Source organism: Exiguobacterium sp. R-39 (assembly GCF_049942815.1).
In the GTDB taxonomy this organism is placed as follows: Bacteria; Bacillota; Bacilli; order Exiguobacteriales; family Exiguobacteriaceae; genus Exiguobacterium_A.
In genome coordinates this window covers 1,741,487-1,758,266 of the sequence record NZ_CP187965.1, presented here as the reverse complement: position 1 = coordinate 1,758,266, position 16,780 = coordinate 1,741,487, and the positions used below count along the sequence as shown (strand labels likewise).

Here is a 16,780-nt window from a genome sequence, read left to right as displayed (position 1 = left end):
TTCGGGATAACTTCAGACGAAGTTGTCCCACTTTTTTTGAAAAATAAATTGACATATTTCCAATATTCTGCAATGATGTATATAGAATATGACGAAGCGGAATGCCGCATTTTCATTAGAATTGTCTATCAAGGAGCTGGAATGCCAGGTCGTTGAAAAAAAGTCCTGACTCATTTGAGTCAGGACTTTTTGTATGATTACTGCAGAATAGACCAAGAAGTTTGAAGCCGCTCGGCTCGAATGAGCGCCTTTTTCGCTGTCGCGCCGGCTAACACCGTCAGCAAACGTTGGCAGAGAATGTCCGGTTGTGTTTGATGAAGAAACAGTTGTTGGATGAACCGCGAGAAAACGACATCGTTCGTTGCGAGTTGCCGTTTTAATGTTGTATAGGACATCTGATTGATTTCATCCGCACCGAAACCCGCTCCCGGATTAAATGAGGATATAATCAATAGCTTAACAGGAGTAGCATCAAGCGATAAACCAAGTGCTTCAACCTGTTGACATGCTAAGACCATTTCTCGATATATGAGTTGGTGTAACAAACAAGGTTCCTTCAGAACAAGCGGATCATAAACAGAGACGGCTTGGCGAAGTTGTTCACGTGTTACGGTAGATGGATTCGGCTCCGATGCTGAATCTTGAACCATGTCATAACAAGTCGATAATGAAAAAATCATCCGGCATTCCTCCTTATCATGGATAATTTGTCTTCACTTGTCATTTTAAATCATAAATGAAGCGCTTACAATGAATGTTTTAACATATGCAGGAACAGAAAAGATTTGTTATCATGAAAGGCAGAGTAAATGAGAGGAGTGTTGACGATGATTCGATTATTTAAAGCCATTCCAGAGCATGAGATGCCGGTTTATAGCGGACAAGACTATCCACTCGAAGGAACGGAGACGACATCAGGCTTTCTGATTTCCAATCATGTTCCGGGAGAACAGGTAGAAGAAACCCTACTTGTCGCATCGGCTGAAATTAAAACGAGCCAGACAGGTCGTGAATGGTTACAATTTACCTTCAACTCTCCAAGTGGTGCATGTAAAGGAAAACAATGGTTGAACCAAGTGACAGCGGAAGAGGCGATGCGTCCTTATCTTGAGACCGGTATCGTGCATGTCTCTGCCAAAGTCGAAGAATATCCCGCTGATTCCGGCAACAAGTCATTAACCGTCCAGCGGGTGAAAGCCGTTCACGATCAATCCGGTACGGCATTTTTACCGCAAATGCCTGCCGGTGAATCTGCACGTGACTATCGTAATCAATTAATTGGTCTGATCGACGAGATGCAGGCGCCGCTTCGACAAGTGGCACACCGTGTTTTATCGACATATTGGGAAGATTTTTCGACCCGCCCGGCGGCATTGTATCATCACCATGCCTATATTGGCGGATTGTTGAAACATACGGCTTGTATGATGACGATTGGTTTTGGAATCTGTCAATCGGAACGGCCGGACTTGACGCTCTTACAATGTATTCAAGAAGCCGAAGCGGATCATAAAAACGACTTGTTCCAGGCGGGTGAACGGGATATGCGTCAGTTTGCCTGGGATGACAGTTTTGATGCCTTGTATCAGGCTGCACGTTCGATTGCCTTGTTGAACGAACGTCCACACCAGGATGAATTACTGTTGGGGATTTTGTTGCATGATATTGGAAAAATCTTTGAATATACCCATCTCGGAGCGAGCGATGACCGTTTTTCCCGTTTGGTCCAAGCGGAACCGGTCGATGAAAAACTGTCCGGTATTGCTTTAGATCCGAACGGTGTGTTAATGGGACATATGCCATATGGATGTTTTGTTCTGGAACAAGCGCTACAAACAGAAGCTGTCCGACTTCCGGTTGATCAGTACCACCGGTTGATGCATATGATTTTATCGCATCATGGCAAAAAAGAGTGGGGATCAAGCGTCACCCCGCAGACGACAGACGCCTGGTATTTACATGCCATCGACTTACTGGATGCACGAAAAGAAAAATGGCGGCAGTCGCAGTTAACTTAAGGAGTGAACACATGTCAGCACGAATTCAAACAACCCTCGTAACCGGCTTTTTAGGGGCAGGGAAAACAACATTATTGAACCGGATTGTTGCGAGTCCGATTGAAAAAGTGGCTTTACTTGTCAACGAAGTAGGTGCCGTAAACATCGATGAGGCGCTAATCGAACGCAGTGACGAGGAAGTCATTGAACTCACAAACGGCTGTATCTGCTGTTCCATTCGTGGTGATTTGCGGGATGCGTTGCTCCGTATTGCTAAAAAAAGACGGGACGGTGAGATGGTCTTTGACCGTTTGATTGTCGAAACGACAGGGATTGCCGATCCGGGTCCTATCTTACAGACGTTTTACTTTGAACCGGCAGTCGAGCAACAGTATCACATCTCGAGTGTCATTACAGTCGTCGATGCCTATCAACTGGAACGGCAATTGACGTTTGAAGAAAATGTCCGTCAAATCGGCTTTGCAGACACTTTGTTGTTAAATAAAACCGATTTGATTTCGGCGGACGAGGTCACGGTGGCAGCCAAACGGTTATCGGAACTAAATCCAACGGCATTGATTCTACCGACGATCGAATCGGACACGCCGATTCAACAGTTATTCGAAACGTTTCATTTCCCGAAGCAGGAAGAAGAGCGGCTGGCACAACAAACAGACGGTATGCAGAAAGCAGCGGAGTCCTTCACCGCGTTGACGATTACAGAACAATTCCCGTTGCACCGGCAACGCTTTGGTGCCGTTCTTCGGGAAATTCTCGAAGCGTATGCGGAAGATTTATATCGTTATAAAGGAATCATTCATTTCTCGGATACGAATCGGAAAATCATTTTACAAGGAACAGGCATGATTTACGGAACGGCAACACGTGGTGAATTTGAAGGATTGAAACAAACAACGCTGGTCTTCATCGGAAAAAATTTAGATGAACAAGCGATTCGAAAAGGTATAAAGGCGGCGAGAGAACATGGTTGAGTTATATTTTGACGGAGCAGTCCGTCCCTCGAATGATGATGCGGCAGTCGGGATTTTTTGCAAAAATTCAGAAGGTCAGGTCATCGAACGGACGTTTAGAATTACGGCTGAGAATAATCATGAAGCTGAATTTCAGGCGTTTTTAAAAGCCGTCGAATTAGCAGAAGAATTATTGGCACAAGGGGAAAGTGTATTTTCTTTCCGAACGGATTCAGAAGCAGTTTCGTTGGCGGTCGAACGCGAATTTGCTAAAAACAAACGGATTCAAATCTATTTTGATCCGGCATTTGAGCGATTTTCCCGTTTACCGCTTGCTTTCGTCAAGTGGATTCCACGATCAGAAAACAAAGCCGATCGTGTGGCAAAAGACGCGTTAAATGAATATTAACATCAACCAAAAAGCTGATCGGATCTATGACCCGGTCAGCTTTTTGGTAGGGATATATCGTCGACAGGTTCCTCCAGTCGTTCGATTAAGATTTGATCAATCCGTCGACCGTCCAAGTCGACGACTTCAAAACGGTAGCCGTCGCTCGTGACATGACTTCCCCGGACCGGAAATTCGCCGAGCAGATATAAGACTAGTCCAGCCACCGTATGATACGTATTTTTTGCTTCGCCCGGTAAATCTGTTTTGATACCAAGAACACGCTTTAGGTCATCAATATGCAACAATCCATCCGCCAGGTAAGATCCATCCGTACGTTGCACCAGTTCCGGCTCCTCTTCAACAGTTGTAATTTCACCGACAAATGCTTCGAGAATATCAAACAGCGTAATCATCCCCAAAAAGCCGCCATACTCGTCGAGCACAAAGGCAATCGAAACCGTTTCTTTTCGCATTCGTTCGAGCAGGACGGTCGCTTGCAATTGTTTCGGGACAATGAGCGGTGTATGAATCATCGACTCGATCACAGCAATCGGTTGCTCGGCAGCCAGGATTTCCTTCGCATCGATGTATCCGACAAAGTGATCCAAATCACCGTGACCGACGGGAAGATTCCGGTGTTTTGCAGTCCGTAAATCTGCTAAGATTTGTTCCGGTGAGTCCGTTAAGTCAATCCATTCCGTTACCGTACGCGGTTCCATTAATTCATACGCTAACTGATCATGAAAGGCAAATACCCGAGAGACCTGTTCTGCTTCTGACATGGCGAACGTTCCTTCTTTCGTCCCGCGAATCAGTAATTGTTTGACCTCATCTTCCGTCTCGTCTTCCGTTTGAAGACGATCAAGTCCGATCATCCGAAAAATAACACTTGTTGATTTACTTAAGATGAAGATAAACGGTCTTAAAATACTCGAGAATAAGCGCATCGGTTGTGCCAAGACCATCGTGACACGCTCCGGACTGACAAGGGCGATCCGTTTCGGGACCAGTTCACCGACAACCAGCGATAAATAGGTGATGATGGTGACGACCACGATATAGCCGACCGTACTGGCATAAGGAGCCAGCCATGAAAAGCCCGACAGCCAGCTAATCAAAGGGGCGGATAATGCAGCACCGCCAAATGCTCCGTTGATGATGCCAATCAAGGTTATACCGACTTGAACCGTCGATAGTAAATCTGTTGGACGTTCTAAAAAGTCCAGTGCGACTTGAGCCGATTTTTTTCCTTCATCGGCATATTGCTGTAGTTTTGATTTCTTCGAAGATAACAAGGCGAGCTCTGTCATCGCGAACACACCGTTTGCTAAAATCAACAGCAGGACAATCATTAAATTAATCAACCACATCAAGCATTCACTCCTTTTCGATAACAAACTATTCCCCAAACTGGCCTCTATCATTCCCATTCGTCACGGTTTCCGTTAAACTATTAATGTATCAGCAGATAAAGGGGGAAATTAGCATGGAATACCGTTTAGAACACGACACGATGGGGGAAATTCGTGTCCCGGAAACACAAGAATGGGGAGCACAAACACAACGGAGCCTGGAAAACTTTAAGATTGGAACAGAAAAAATGCCGATTGAAATCATTCGGGCATTTGCGGTTCTCAAAAAAGGGGCGGCTTTAGCCAATCGTGATTTAGGTGTCCTGGATCAAGAGAAAGCCGAAGTGATTGCTGAAGTATGTGACGAAATCATCGCCGGACAATTCGACGCAGAATTTCCACTGGTCGTTTGGCAAACCGGATCAGGTACACAGTCGAACATGAACGTCAATGAAGTCGTCGCACGGGTCGCGACACGAAAACTTGCCGAACGGGGAAGCAAGCAAGTCATTCATCCGAATGACGATGTCAACAAATCACAGAGTTCGAACGATACATATCCGACCGCGATGCATATCGCAGCGAAAACGATTGTCATCGATCAACTGTTACCAGCGATTGATGCCATCCATGCGACGCTCGATGAGAAAGCAAAAGCCTTCTCAGACATCGTCAAAATTGGACGGACACATTTACAGGACGCAACACCAATCACACTGGGACAAGAAGTCAGTGGTTGGGTCCGTATGTTACAGCTTTCGAAAAAGATGATTGAGTTGACGTTAGAGCCATTGACGGAGCTAGCCATTGGCGGGACTGCAGTTGGAACCGGAATCAATGCCCATCCAGAATTCGGAGACCGGGCGGCTGAAAAAATGAGTCAAGAAACCGGGAAATCATTCGTCAGCGCAGAAAATAAGTTCCATGCCTTAACAAGTCATGATCAACTTGTCTTTTCCCATGGCGCCATCAAGGCCCTGGCGATGGATGCGATGAAAATCGCCAATGATGTCCGCTGGTTGGCATCGGGTCCCCGTGCGGGAATTGGTGAAATCACGATACCGGAAAATGAACCGGGAAGTTCAATCATGCCTGGAAAGGTCAACCCGACACAAAGTGAAGCGCTGACAATGGTTGCCGCTCAAGTTCTCGGGAATGATGCGACAATCGGTTTTGCAGCAAGCCAAGGGAACTTTGAATTAAATGTCTTTAAACCGGTCATCATGTATAACTACATCCAATCGGTTCGTTTATTAACGGACGCTCTTCAGTCCTTTAATGACCATTGTGCGATTGGAATCGAGCCGGAACGGACGGTCATTGCCGAGAACGTCGAACGGTCGCTGATGCTTGTCACGGCACTGAATCCGCATATCGGCTATGAAAATGCAGCTCGGATTGCTAAAGCTGCTCATAAAGAGGGTACAACTTTAAAAGAGGCTGCGCTTGCAACCGATTTGTTGACAGAAGAACAGTATGACCAGTGGATCGTTCCAGCAGAGATGGTCCATCCTAACCTAAAGGCATAATCGAAAACGAGGGTCCTCCCTCGTTTTCTTTTCAGTCGAACGGATGATTTCGGCTGTATAGAAAGAGAGGGAAGACTTGTGGAAACAACAAAAAAACAAATTGAAAAACAAATCGATCAAACGATTCTCATGGTCGAACGCTTACTCCGGATGGATTCTGTTCCAAAATCGGAGTTGCTTGTTTTCGCACAGTGGCTTAACCGGTTTAGCGAACACGATCAAGCAGAATTTTTCGAACGGCAGACTGCTCGCTGGGTGAGTGAGTTGGACAGTGTGGTAGAAGAAGTGCCGCATGAACAGATCGTGACACTACTCGCACCGGTCATCGATCATCTATCAGAACGGGGACGGAAAAAAGTCGTCCGGAAAGAAATGATTCTTTCGGTCACAAAACGGTTTTTAGATAATATTCAGTGGAAAAAAGCACTGGAACAAGAACGATACATGACCCGTTTCTTTGGATCCATCGAAGATACATTGGAAGTCGGATACGATTTGCATGTCGATGCGATGTTGATCGACTACGAAATCATCCGAATGACGAATGACGCATTGATTGTGAAGTTGTTTAAAAAATTAGAAGCATCGTTTATTCCCCTGATTTTGATTGGTCCAAATGACCCGGGTGTCCGTCAAGCTTGTTATGCGCTCGGGACAGACGACTATTGGGATGAAACCGTCGGAATCGATGAACGTAAAATTCGTCTGAAGCGTTTGCTCCGAAAACTACGGACAGTTTCTTCGTCGATGTTAGTCGATGAATTGACAGGAGCCTTTAACCGGAAATACCTCCAAAATGCTTACCGGAGACGGACATCCCGGTTAGAACGTGATGGTCAATTTTTTGCCCTTGCCATCTTTGATTTAGATCACTTTAAACGGATCAATGATTCACATGGTCATCCAACGGGGGATCTTGTGTTGACCGAACTGGCTGCCTTGACGAAACAAGCTCTTCGACAAGACGACGAATTGATTCGTTTTGGTGGAGAAGAATTCATGGTGTTGTTTAGTGCGGATGATTCGAATCATGCTACAGAAATGATGGAGAAAGTTCGGGCACGGATTGAACGTCATACATTTCCAAATGGATTGAAAGTGACGGTTTCCATCGGATTAACAGTCATTGATGATGTAATGCTGGATTTGGAGGAAATGACATCGGAAGCGGACGAAGCGCTGTATCAAGCCAAGCGAAATGGGAGAAATCAGGTTATCGTCTATGCAATGGCAACTGAAAAAGAGAAAGTGAAAGCCGTCATTAAAATCGAAAAGTCGATTCTTCCATCTCTTTCGCTGATGGAAATCCCGAGCCATCCGAAATATGATTTTGATCTCGTGGCGGACAATCAAAAAACAGTTGGCGCGATTCAATTGTATGTCATGCCGCTTGAAGAACTGGCAGCATCAAATTTTAAGCTTGTCGATGAATGGAAGCAGACACGTGACCAAATCATTGACGTGATTGCGATTGCCGGCGAAGAAAATCAATTGCTTGGTCAAGCGCTTGAACGAGGCGTTACAGATTATTGTTTGTCTCCTCTCGATCCACATCAATTAGAAGAGCAAATTCGACAATGGGTGATTCGTCTTCCGTAACGGCAGTATACTAAAAAGACACCTCGACTTTATAGAAGTCGAGGTGTCTTTTGAAAACAAAAGAATGTTAACGGAGAGGACGATCAAACTGTTTGATCGTAAAAGCTTCTGAATGTTGTGGATCAACCGGATGAAACATCTCGGACAAACAAACGAAGTCAACCGGGATCTCGGGATAATAAACATCCCCTTCAATGATGGCATCGATTTCCGTCGCATAAATCCGCTTGGTAAGTGACAGTGTTTGTTGGAACAGTTCACCACCGCCAATCAAAAAGACTTCCTCTTCCGACTCCGCGAAAGCAGCCAGTCCGTCTAAATCATGCCAGATGGTGATTCCTTCTGAATGGAAATTTGGATCACGCGTAATGACAATATTTTCGCGACCCGGTAATGGACGTCCGATTGACAGAAATGTTTTTCGGCCCATGATGACCGGTTTGCCGTAAGTCGTTTTCTTGAAATGGGCCAAATCAGCGGGGAGATGCCAGGGCATCTCGTTATCCCGACCAATGACCCGGTTTTTTGTATAGGCAACGATATGCGAAATCATACGGCGACGACTCCTTTAATATGCGGATCGGGATCATATCCTTCAATGATGATATCGTCAAACGTAAAATCTTCAATACGTTCCACTTCCCGGGCAAAACGAATCGTCGGCAAAGGTTTTGGATTCCGGCTCAATTGGAGATTGACTTGATCCAAGTGATTCGAATAAATATGGGCGTCACCTAAAGTATGAACAAAATCGCCGACCTCAAGTTTACACACATGGGCAATCATATGGGTCAATAAGGCATAGGAAGCAATATTGAACGGTACACCCAAGAAGACATCTGCTGACCGCTGATAAAGCTGACAAGATAGTTTTCCATCCGCCACATAAAATTGGAACAGCAAATGGCAAGGCGGTAAAGCCATTTCTTCCAATTGACCAGGATTCCAAGCGCTGACAATTAAACGACGCGAGTCCGGATTCACTTTGATCTGTTCAATGACATCTGCTAATTGATCGACTGTCGTGCCGTCCGGTTTAGGGAAAGAACGCCACTGGGCACCATAGACCGGTCCGAGATTGCCATCTTCGTCCGCCCACTCATTCCAGATGCGGACTCCATGTTCTTGCAGGTAGGAGATGTTGGTTTCACCGGAGATAAACCAAATCAATTCATGAATGATGGACTTCATATGTAACTTTTTCGTCGTTATCATCGGAAAACCATCCTGTAAAGGGAACCGCATTTGATGACCAAAAATACTGATGGTCCCGGTTCCCGTCCGATCTTCTTTTTTGATGCCGTTCGTTAAGATTTCCTGACAAAGTTGATGATACTGTTTCATGAATAATGTCCCCCTATTAAAGCTATCTTCCTATTGTAGCCGAACATCCTGGATTGAATCAACTGTTGGAAGAAGTTGGAAGGTGAAGCCGGAACAAGTGACTGAACAGGCCAAACAACGGTACGATATCCCGCCAGCCAAGGCGTCCGTCTTGTCGCGCCCGTATTCTGTGTAACATGAACAGCTGTAAAATATAAAACATCACCAAATCGACAGTCATCGTCCGAACGAATTGATTTGTCATGAAATAGACTTGGAAAATGGCCCAGTCTGAACGTGCTAAAGCTAACCAGATGATGACGGCTGACAGAACAGCTAGCAGTGCGACAACGTAAGGGATGAACTTCCGACGTCGAAACGGCAAAAACGTTTGACGCGGGATGGCGAGAGCTAGATACGGCATGAGGATAAATGATCCTAACGCAAATGCGCCAAAACTTGCTAACATCGGTGAAGGTTTTAAGAACCGTTTTTCATCTAAAAAGAGCATGAAAAAGGCGGCTGGATAGATGCCAAGTAATGTAAATAAACTGAGTGCAGACGTATCGAACTGGCTTTGATCAAACCGTAAAAAGGACAAAAGAAAACCGGAAGGAAAAACTCTGTTATTCCCAAATAGTAGAATGAAGACAATGGCAACAGCCCAGACTAGAAACAATAAATAACGACGGTACATGTTGGTACGCCTCCTCTCTTAAATCATTTTCCTCTATCGGAAAAATTCAAACGTAAAACGCTAGTTCCAGTATACCGGAATCCGGATAAGGGAATCCTCTTGTACTGGTTACAATATTCGTGATACGCTAACGATGAAATAAATGGAAGCGCTTTATTGATGAGTGCAATCGCTTGCATAAAATGTTCACAAGAGGAGTCGATCAATCATATGGAACGAAAATGGTGGCATGACAGTGTAGTCTATCAAATTTATCCGCGTAGTTTTAAGGATTCCAATGGAGACGGAATTGGAGATCTTGTCGGTATCATTGAAAAATTGGATTACTTAAAAGAACTTGGAATTGATGTCATTTGGCTGAGCCCTGTCTACGACTCACCAAACGATGACAATGGATATGATATTCGGGATTATGAAGCCATCATGGCCGAGTTTGGAACGATGGCGGACTTTGATCGTCTACTCGATCAGGCGCATGAGCGGGGCATCAAAATCGTAATGGATCTCGTAGTCAACCATTCCTCGGACGAGCATGCCTGGTTTGCCGAGTCACGGAAAAGCAAGGACAACCCGTATCGCGATTATTACATTTGGAGAAGTGCCAACGAAGACGGTACGTTGCCGAACAACTGGGGATCGATTTTTTCCGGACCGGCTTGGGAATTAGATGAAACGACAAACGAATATTTTTTACATCTGTTTTCTAAAAAACAGCCCGACCTCAACTGGGAAAATGAAAAACTCCGTCAAGAAGTGTATCAGATGATCACCCGCTGGTTGGATCGCGGGATTGACGGCTTCCGGATGGACGTCATCAATTTAATCTCGAAGACACCCGGTCTTCCGGATGCGACGGTTCCTCCCGGTGCTCTATATGGAGACGGCGGACAACATTATATTAATGGACCAAGAATTCATGAATTTTTAACAGAGATGAATGATGCATCGTTTGGTCAGTATGATGTATTGACGGTCGGGGAAATGCCAGGAGCGACGACCGAAGATGCGATCCTGTATACGGATCCGGAACGGAAAGAAGTCAACATGGTCTTTACATTTGAACATATGGACTTGGATTCCGGTCCAGGAGGCAAATGGGATGTCCAACCGTTCAATCTTCAAAAGCTAAAAGAAAACTTTACGAAGTGGCAAGTTGCCTTACATGAGAAAGGCTGGAACTCGTTGTACTGGAATAACCATGATCAGCCGCGGGTCGTCAGTCGATTCGGAGACGATACGACGTATCGTGTTGAATCCGCTAAAATGTTAGCGACATTGCTTCACATGTTAAAAGGAACACCTTACATTTACCAAGGGGAAGAAATCGGCATGACGAACGTTGCCTTTGAATCGATTGAGGAATATGAGGATATCGAAATCCGCAATATGTGGAAAGAGCGGACCGAGCAGGGGGCTTCACCGGCAGAGTTATTGCGTGCTATCCACATCAAGGGGCGGGATAATGCCCGGACACCGATTCAATGGGATGCGACCGAGCACGGCGGTTTTACGACAGGAACACCCTGGTTGAAGGTTAATCCGAATTATCCATCCATTAACGTCGAACAGGCCTTAGCAGATTCTGATTCAACCTTCTATTACTATAAACAGCTGATTGCGTTACGTCATCAGCACGATTTAATCGTATACGGCGAATATGCGTTGATTTTAGAAGATGAGACCGATATCTATGCCTATACAAGAACATATGAAAATGAAACATGGTACGTTTACTGCTCATTTAGTAAAGACAAAGTAACCGTTCCCCTTTCACACGATACCTCTGATTCAGTCATCGGAAATTACAACGACTCTCCGTTGGTCTCGAAAGAAGAGTTGGTCCTTCGGCCATATGAAGCAATCGTCTACCGAATATTCCGGTAAAAAAGAACAGCATGTAAACAAGGAAAAAAACAAGGATGGCGGACATGAAATCCGCCATCCTTGTTTTTGGTTGTTGAAGTCCATTCTTTCGATTAAAGAAAAGTCACGAACTTCTACTCTAAGTAAAATACACGACATTCAAGAGGTCGCTTTGACGACTTGTTTAATCGTATCGATAATCTGCTGTTGCTCATCTTTAGTTGTTTCGAGTCGTATGCCATACAAACGCTGGGAATCGAGCCATTTTTCATGCAAAATCCGTCCGTTCAGCTTCAATGGTTCGAGACCACGTATAAGAGAAAATTCGACGACAATCGACATCGAACGGTCAATCGGCAGCTTCAGCGGTGTTGCAATCGCCATGCCACTAGGTGAGATATTATGAATATTCATCGATCCAATCGGCGTCCGTTGTCCACCTTTGACAAGATAAAATTCACCAGCAACCGGTTCATCAAAATGAAACCGGAAAGATTCGTTGCGTTTGATCTTCAAGATGAACACCTCCTGATTTCCATTATCCGTTAAAAGAGGACAATCTTCTAGCGAAATGTTGAAAATCAGGAAGGTGATTGTATCAAGCTGCTAAATCTTTAGATGGAGTGGTCGGGTGAATCCTTTTAGCAAGATACATGAAAGGAGTGGCGACCCAGGCAATGACGAATTTAGCGAGATAAGTGGTAATGAAAATCTGCCACCAAATATCAAATGGTAAGTTGTGAAAGGCAATCGCACAAAACGTCAACGTATCAATCAATTGGCTGAGGACAGTCGATCCGGTTGTCCGTAACCAAAGTTTCTTTTCCCCCGTCTTTTGACGGATTTTTGAATAGATAAAGACATCAAACAATTGTGATACCAGGTAGGCAGACAAACTACCAAGCGCAATCCAAGGAAGTAAACCAAATAACAGGTTCAAAGAACTCGACATGTCTTTCGCCAGGGTGTCATTAAGTGGTGTGTACAATAAGCTGTATTGCATCAATAACGTTGTCGTGATCAATGAGAAAAATCCCATGTAGACGCCTTGCCGCGCTACTTTTTTTCCGTACTTTTCATTTAAGATGTCGGTAGCCAAATAACAACTTCCGTATACGACGTTCCCTAATGTGAAAATATAAGAATAAAGTTCAACTTGTTGTGTGACTTGGATATTGGCAATAATCGTTGCGATGGCAATCCACATCATCAAACCGGTTTTACCAAACAGACGATAACTGAGTAATAACAATCCCATCGTAAGTAAGATGGAAGGAAACCATAACCATTCGTTCATGTGAGAACTCCTTTCTGAATCATACAATCCAAAATTTTACGCTTTTTTTGGATCGATGTCAAAAAAACCGACGCCTGATTGCGTCGGTCGAGCCTCAAGGGCGTTGTAAGGAATATCGTTTACGACGACCCTTACTAAAATAATCGTCTTGTTTGACGAATCCGTTTGTCTTCAAAATCTGAGAAGCGATCTCTTGATGGGGAGACGTCGGTAAGACACGGGCACGTACTTCGTAAAGAGACAATACGTTTGATTGCTCGAGTGCCTGTTGAACTGCCTTTGTTCCAAAACCGCGACCGCTGTATGGGTCGAATATCATCAAATCAAGTTGGAAATAATGTCCCATTTTTAATAAGAGTACACGACCAATCAGTTGTTCGTCGACAAGAAGATCAAAGTAGAAGTCTTCGGAATAACTGTGTTCAACAGAATCAAAAGCGCGCTCGGCCCCGAGCTCATGGTCGTATCCTTGAATTTCCTGACGAGATAATCCGTAAGCCTGTTCGCCGTACTTTAAAAAATGTTCGAATTCAGTCTGATCTACATGACGTAGTGTTCGACGTTTTAAATCCATGACGGTGTCCTCCTCTGATCGCAATTCACTCTGCTCATTTATTATAGCGACTTCAGGAAACAAATTGCAAAAGATAGCTGGAGAAGTAAGGAACGGTAGGAAAGCGAAAAAGTAAGTTGTAAACGGATTGTGATTGTTTCAATTCGTGATGAATATGGTAAAGTAATGATGTAGACATCTGGATGCTGGAAGGGGTTGGAAAATGTGTTCACAGAACGGGATGGAATCAAATTACGCTTAGAACAAATCGAACGCTTATATTCTGATTTGAATCGGGAAGCGAAACAATTGACGGAGCGGTTACGCCAACTTGACGAACAAGGGGACGAAGTCCGTCATGATCTTGCATTAAATAAAGAAGATCGCGACCACTTGAAATCAAGTATCGATGAGACGTTGCAGGCCTTGTTACAACGGACGACTGTTGATGCCAAAGTCGAGCAGGAAAAACAAGAAGATTTAATTTCTAAAAAAGCACTCATCGAAGATATCGAAGGGTTATTGAAGAAAAAGAAATAAGCTGGCGCAGGCTAGCTTATTTTTTTCTGGGAGTGAAACGGATTGGACAAACAAAAAGTCGTATTGACGACGTGCTTAAGGCCCACAGATGAAGTCAGGACCAGATTACAGCGACTTTATGAAATGGAGCAAACCATTGACTTCGATGTCATCGAGCGAAAAAAAATAGGACTGCAGGCACTTCACGAGCAGTATCAGCGTCCCATTCTTGTCGTGGATAAAAACCGATTGGAATATTATCCGCAAGATGCGGACAGCTCTTTTTTCTTTCATCCGTCCAGTGCGGTTTTTCGAATCAAACAATTTGACCGGAATGGTCATGATCCATTGATTACAATCGCCCGATTGCAAAAGGGGATGACAGTTCTTGATTGTACGTTAGGCTTAGGAGCGGACGCAATCGTCATGAGTCACGCAGTTGGACAGTCTGGTCAAGTCATCGGTTTAGAAAGTAATCCGGTGACAGCCTTGATCGTACGGGAAGGATTACAACAATGGATCGAAGGATACCAACCAATCATTGATGCGATGCGACAGATTGAAGTTCAGTTGGCGGAACACTTCACGTACCTGAAGCAATGTGCCAGCAAATCAATAGATGTCATTTATTTTGATCCGATGTTTGAAAAAACCGTTTCAGAATCAACGCATCTTGACGGACTGCGACAACTGGCAAACTATGAACCGTTGACCGAACAAGTAGTAGCCGAAGCCAAACGAGTCGCCCGACAAAGAATCGTCTTAAAAGCTCATTTTGAGAGTGAGTTATTTGAACGATACGGATTCGTGCGGACGAAACGAAAATCATCCAAACTGCATTATGGTGTCCTTGAATTATGACGACAAAAACCCCTCGGAGTCAGACTCAAAGGGGTTTTACTTATTGGTTGAAATTATTCGACTGCTTCTTTTAATTCTTCTTCCATATCGTCAAATTTCTCTTGAACCGATTCAACCGGTTGTTTCGTCAAGAGACTAACGACAACTGTGAAGAATAAGCTAGTGAAGAACCCAGGTACCATCTCATAGAGTGTCGTACTGAGACCGAGCTGAACCCAAATGATGACGGTGATTGCACCGGATAACATACCGGCGAGTGCACCTTGTTTCGTCATCCGTTTCCAGTAAAGCGAAAGCAGGATGATTGGACCAAAGGCGGAACCAAAACCAGCCCAGGCATAACCGACCAGTGATAAGATCGTGGCTGACGGATTCCAGGCTAAAACGGAACCGATGACAGCGATGACCAGGACGGCAATTCGTCCTGTCAAGACGAGCTGTTTGTCTGTTGCTTTTTTATTTAAAAACGTTTTATAAAAATCTTCTGTTAAAGCACTTGATGTGACGAGCAACTGCGACGAAATCGTCGACATGATAGCGGCTAAAATCGCTGCCATCAGGAATCCTGTGATGTAAGGATGGAATAAGACGTCAGAGAAACGGATGAATACGGTCTCCGGATCACCGAGTCCATTGCCTTGCCCTTCAAAGTAAGCAATCCCGACAAGTCCTGTCATCATGGCACCGAGAATCGAGATAAACATCCAACCAATCCCGATACGGCGTGCTTTTTTCAAATCTTTGACCGAACGAATGGCCATAAAACGAACAATGATGTGCGGTTGTCCGAAATAACCAAGTCCCCAGGCTAGGAATCCGATGATTCCGAGGAATGTTGTGCCTTTTAATGGATCAAACAATGTAGGATCCAGGTTTTCTGCATAGTTGTAGGCACCATCGATGCCACCGACGTCCGTTAAGGCAACGACCGGCACGAGGACAAGGGCGATGAACATGATACAACCCTGGACGAAGTCGGTCCAACTGACTGCGAGAAAGCCACCAAACAGTGTATAGGCGACGACGACCGCAATCGTCAAGAGCATACCATAATGATAATCAAAGCCGAATGAGCTTTCAAACAATTTACCGCCGGATACGATACCAGCTGATGTGTAGAAGGTGAAGAAAACGATAATGACAACTGCAGAAACAGTCCGTAAGACACGTGACGTATCTTTAAAACGATTTTCTAAGAAGTCAGGAATCGTAATTGAATCATTTGCCATTTCCGTATAAAGACGAAAACGTGGCGCTAAAATCAAATAATTTACGTAACAACCAATTAACAGTCCTAAAGCAAGCCATAAAGCAGATACACCAGTTGCGTACATGGCTCCGGGTAATCCCATCAACATCCAGCCACTCATGTCGGATGCTCCGGCGGATAGTGCCGTGACTCCAGGACCTAAGTCTCGACCGCCTAACATATAATCTTCTGTGTTTGTCGTTCGCTTGTAGGCAATGTAACCGATGGCAAGCATCATGACCAGATACAAGCTGATTGAAATCCATTCTTGCGTCATAACAATAAAGCCTCCAATTAATCTTTTTTTGCGCTGTTCGTTCATCTGTCAAAATAAGCACAATCGATTTGTTCCCCACCTTACAGGGTCTAAAACGACAAAGCAAGTCTTCACAATGTCATGAAAAGTGGCTTCAGCCCTCGTCTATCAAGGGGTTGGGACGGTTTTCGTCCCTCTAGAAGTTCTAATTTTCGAAATTCAGTCATGGAAATGTTGTCAAATGGCAAGGTAATCGAAATGAATGGTGTTGTCAAAAAAGGTACAATTAAAAATTTGTCTGTATGAAAAAAGCGATTCAAGTG

17 protein-coding genes are annotated in these 16,780 nt (G+C 44.5%); 8 read left to right on the top strand and 9 right to left on the bottom strand.

Annotation, left to right across the window (positions count from 1 at the left end; genetic code table 11):
• Positions 1–197 precede the first annotated feature (197 nt).
• Positions 198–680: a hypothetical protein gene (locus ACP26N_RS09325; protein WP_131502507.1), complete on the bottom strand. Its 483-nt coding sequence runs from the start codon at positions 678–680 to the stop codon at positions 198–200.
• A gap of 147 nt (positions 681–827) precedes the next feature.
• Between ACP26N_RS09325 and ACP26N_RS09320 the strand changes: the two genes are divergently transcribed.
• The 3 genes from ACP26N_RS09320 to ACP26N_RS09310 are packed head-to-tail and all read left to right on the top strand — an operon-like array spanning position 828 to position 3,377.
• Complete coding sequence (locus tag ACP26N_RS09320) at positions 828–2,018, top strand: HD domain-containing protein (RefSeq protein WP_165871608.1); 1,191 nt, start codon at positions 828–830, stop codon at positions 2,016–2,018.
• An 11-nt stretch (positions 2,019–2,029) separates the two neighbouring features.
• Positions 2,030–2,989 (top strand): CobW family GTP-binding protein, encoded by a 960-nt coding sequence (locus ACP26N_RS09315; RefSeq protein WP_165871609.1) that lies wholly within the window; start codon positions 2,030–2,032, stop codon positions 2,987–2,989.
• Positions 2,982–3,377: a ribonuclease HI family protein gene (locus tag ACP26N_RS09310; protein WP_114595601.1), complete on the top strand. Its 396-nt coding sequence runs from the start codon at positions 2,982–2,984 to the stop codon at positions 3,375–3,377. Before ACP26N_RS09315 ends, ACP26N_RS09310 begins: the two co-directional genes overlap by 8 nt.
• 35 nt (positions 3,378–3,412) lie before the next feature.
• Here ACP26N_RS09310 and ACP26N_RS09305 read toward each other — a convergent pair whose 3' ends face one another.
• On the bottom strand, positions 3,413–4,729 hold the full coding sequence (locus tag ACP26N_RS09305; RefSeq protein ID WP_214854322.1) for a hemolysin family protein: 1,317 nt from the start codon (positions 4,727–4,729) through the stop codon (positions 3,413–3,415).
• 116 nt (positions 4,730–4,845) lie between these two features.
• Between ACP26N_RS09305 and fumC the strand changes: the two genes are divergently transcribed.
• On the top strand, positions 4,846–6,240 hold the full coding sequence (gene fumC, locus ACP26N_RS09300) for a class II fumarate hydratase (RefSeq protein ID WP_426353624.1): 1,395 nt from the start codon (positions 4,846–4,848) through the stop codon (positions 6,238–6,240).
• A gap of 78 nt (positions 6,241–6,318) precedes the next feature.
• Positions 6,319–7,839 carry a diguanylate cyclase gene (locus ACP26N_RS09295; protein ID WP_188004469.1) on the top strand — a complete coding sequence of 507 codons (1,521 nt, stop codon included), beginning with the start codon at positions 6,319–6,321 and terminating at the stop codon, positions 7,837–7,839.
• Between the two features lie 67 nt (positions 7,840–7,906).
• On the opposite strand, the gene ACP26N_RS09290 is transcribed toward ACP26N_RS09295, so the two are convergent.
• Genes ACP26N_RS09290 through ACP26N_RS09280 form a run of 3 tightly spaced genes read right to left on the bottom strand, consistent with a single transcriptional unit; the run spans position 7,907 to position 9,859 of the window.
• Positions 7,907–8,392 (bottom strand): dihydrofolate reductase, encoded by a 486-nt coding sequence (locus ACP26N_RS09290; RefSeq protein ID WP_131972553.1) that lies wholly within the window; start codon positions 8,390–8,392, stop codon positions 7,907–7,909.
• Positions 8,389–9,183: a thymidylate synthase gene (locus tag ACP26N_RS09285; RefSeq protein WP_131502500.1), complete on the bottom strand. Its 795-nt coding sequence runs from the start codon at positions 9,181–9,183 to the stop codon at positions 8,389–8,391. Before ACP26N_RS09285 ends, ACP26N_RS09290 begins: the two co-directional genes overlap by 4 nt.
• A 58-nt stretch (positions 9,184–9,241) precedes the next feature.
• Positions 9,242–9,859 carry a hypothetical protein gene (locus tag ACP26N_RS09280; protein WP_131502499.1) on the bottom strand — a complete coding sequence of 206 codons (618 nt, stop codon included), beginning with the start codon at positions 9,857–9,859 and terminating at the stop codon, positions 9,242–9,244.
• A 210-nt stretch (positions 9,860–10,069) separates the two neighbouring features.
• Here ACP26N_RS09280 and ACP26N_RS09275 point away from each other — a divergent pair, with 210 nt between their 5' ends.
• Positions 10,070–11,743 carry a glycoside hydrolase family 13 protein gene (locus tag ACP26N_RS09275; RefSeq protein ID WP_131972555.1) on the top strand — a complete coding sequence of 558 codons (1,674 nt, stop codon included), beginning with the start codon at positions 10,070–10,072 and terminating at the stop codon, positions 11,741–11,743.
• A gap of 138 nt (positions 11,744–11,881) precedes the next feature.
• On the opposite strand, the gene ACP26N_RS09270 is transcribed toward ACP26N_RS09275, so the two are convergent.
• The 3 genes from ACP26N_RS09270 to ACP26N_RS09260 form a co-directional block, all read right to left on the bottom strand.
• Complete coding sequence (locus ACP26N_RS09270) at positions 11,882–12,247, bottom strand: PilZ domain-containing protein (RefSeq protein WP_255508321.1); 366 nt, start codon at positions 12,245–12,247, stop codon at positions 11,882–11,884.
• Between the two features lie 73 nt (positions 12,248–12,320).
• Complete coding sequence (locus tag ACP26N_RS09265) at positions 12,321–13,019, bottom strand: queuosine precursor transporter (RefSeq protein WP_131502496.1); 699 nt, start codon at positions 13,017–13,019, stop codon at positions 12,321–12,323.
• 94 nt (positions 13,020–13,113) lie between these two features.
• On the bottom strand, positions 13,114–13,593 hold the full coding sequence (locus ACP26N_RS09260; protein ID WP_131502495.1) for a GNAT family N-acetyltransferase: 480 nt from the start codon (positions 13,591–13,593) through the stop codon (positions 13,114–13,116).
• A gap of 204 nt (positions 13,594–13,797) precedes the next feature.
• On the opposite strand from ACP26N_RS09260, the gene ACP26N_RS09255 reads away from it, so the two are divergent.
• Positions 13,798–14,112 carry a hypothetical protein gene (locus tag ACP26N_RS09255; RefSeq protein ID WP_012370605.1) on the top strand — a complete coding sequence of 105 codons (315 nt, stop codon included), beginning with the start codon at positions 13,798–13,800 and terminating at the stop codon, positions 14,110–14,112.
• A 123-nt stretch (positions 14,113–14,235) separates the two neighbouring features.
• Entirely contained in the window at positions 14,236–14,952 is a 717-nt protein-coding gene (locus tag ACP26N_RS09250) for a class I SAM-dependent methyltransferase (RefSeq protein WP_426353620.1), read from the top strand.
• Positions 14,953–15,005: 53 nt separating this feature from the next.
• Here the strand turns inward: ACP26N_RS09250 and putP are convergent, their stop codons facing one another.
• The gene (gene putP, locus ACP26N_RS09245; protein WP_131503629.1) at positions 15,006–16,478 is read right to left on the bottom strand and encodes a sodium/proline symporter PutP; all 1,473 of its coding nucleotides are present in this window, start codon (positions 16,476–16,478) and stop codon (positions 15,006–15,008) included.
• Positions 16,479–16,780: the final 302 nt, after the last annotated feature.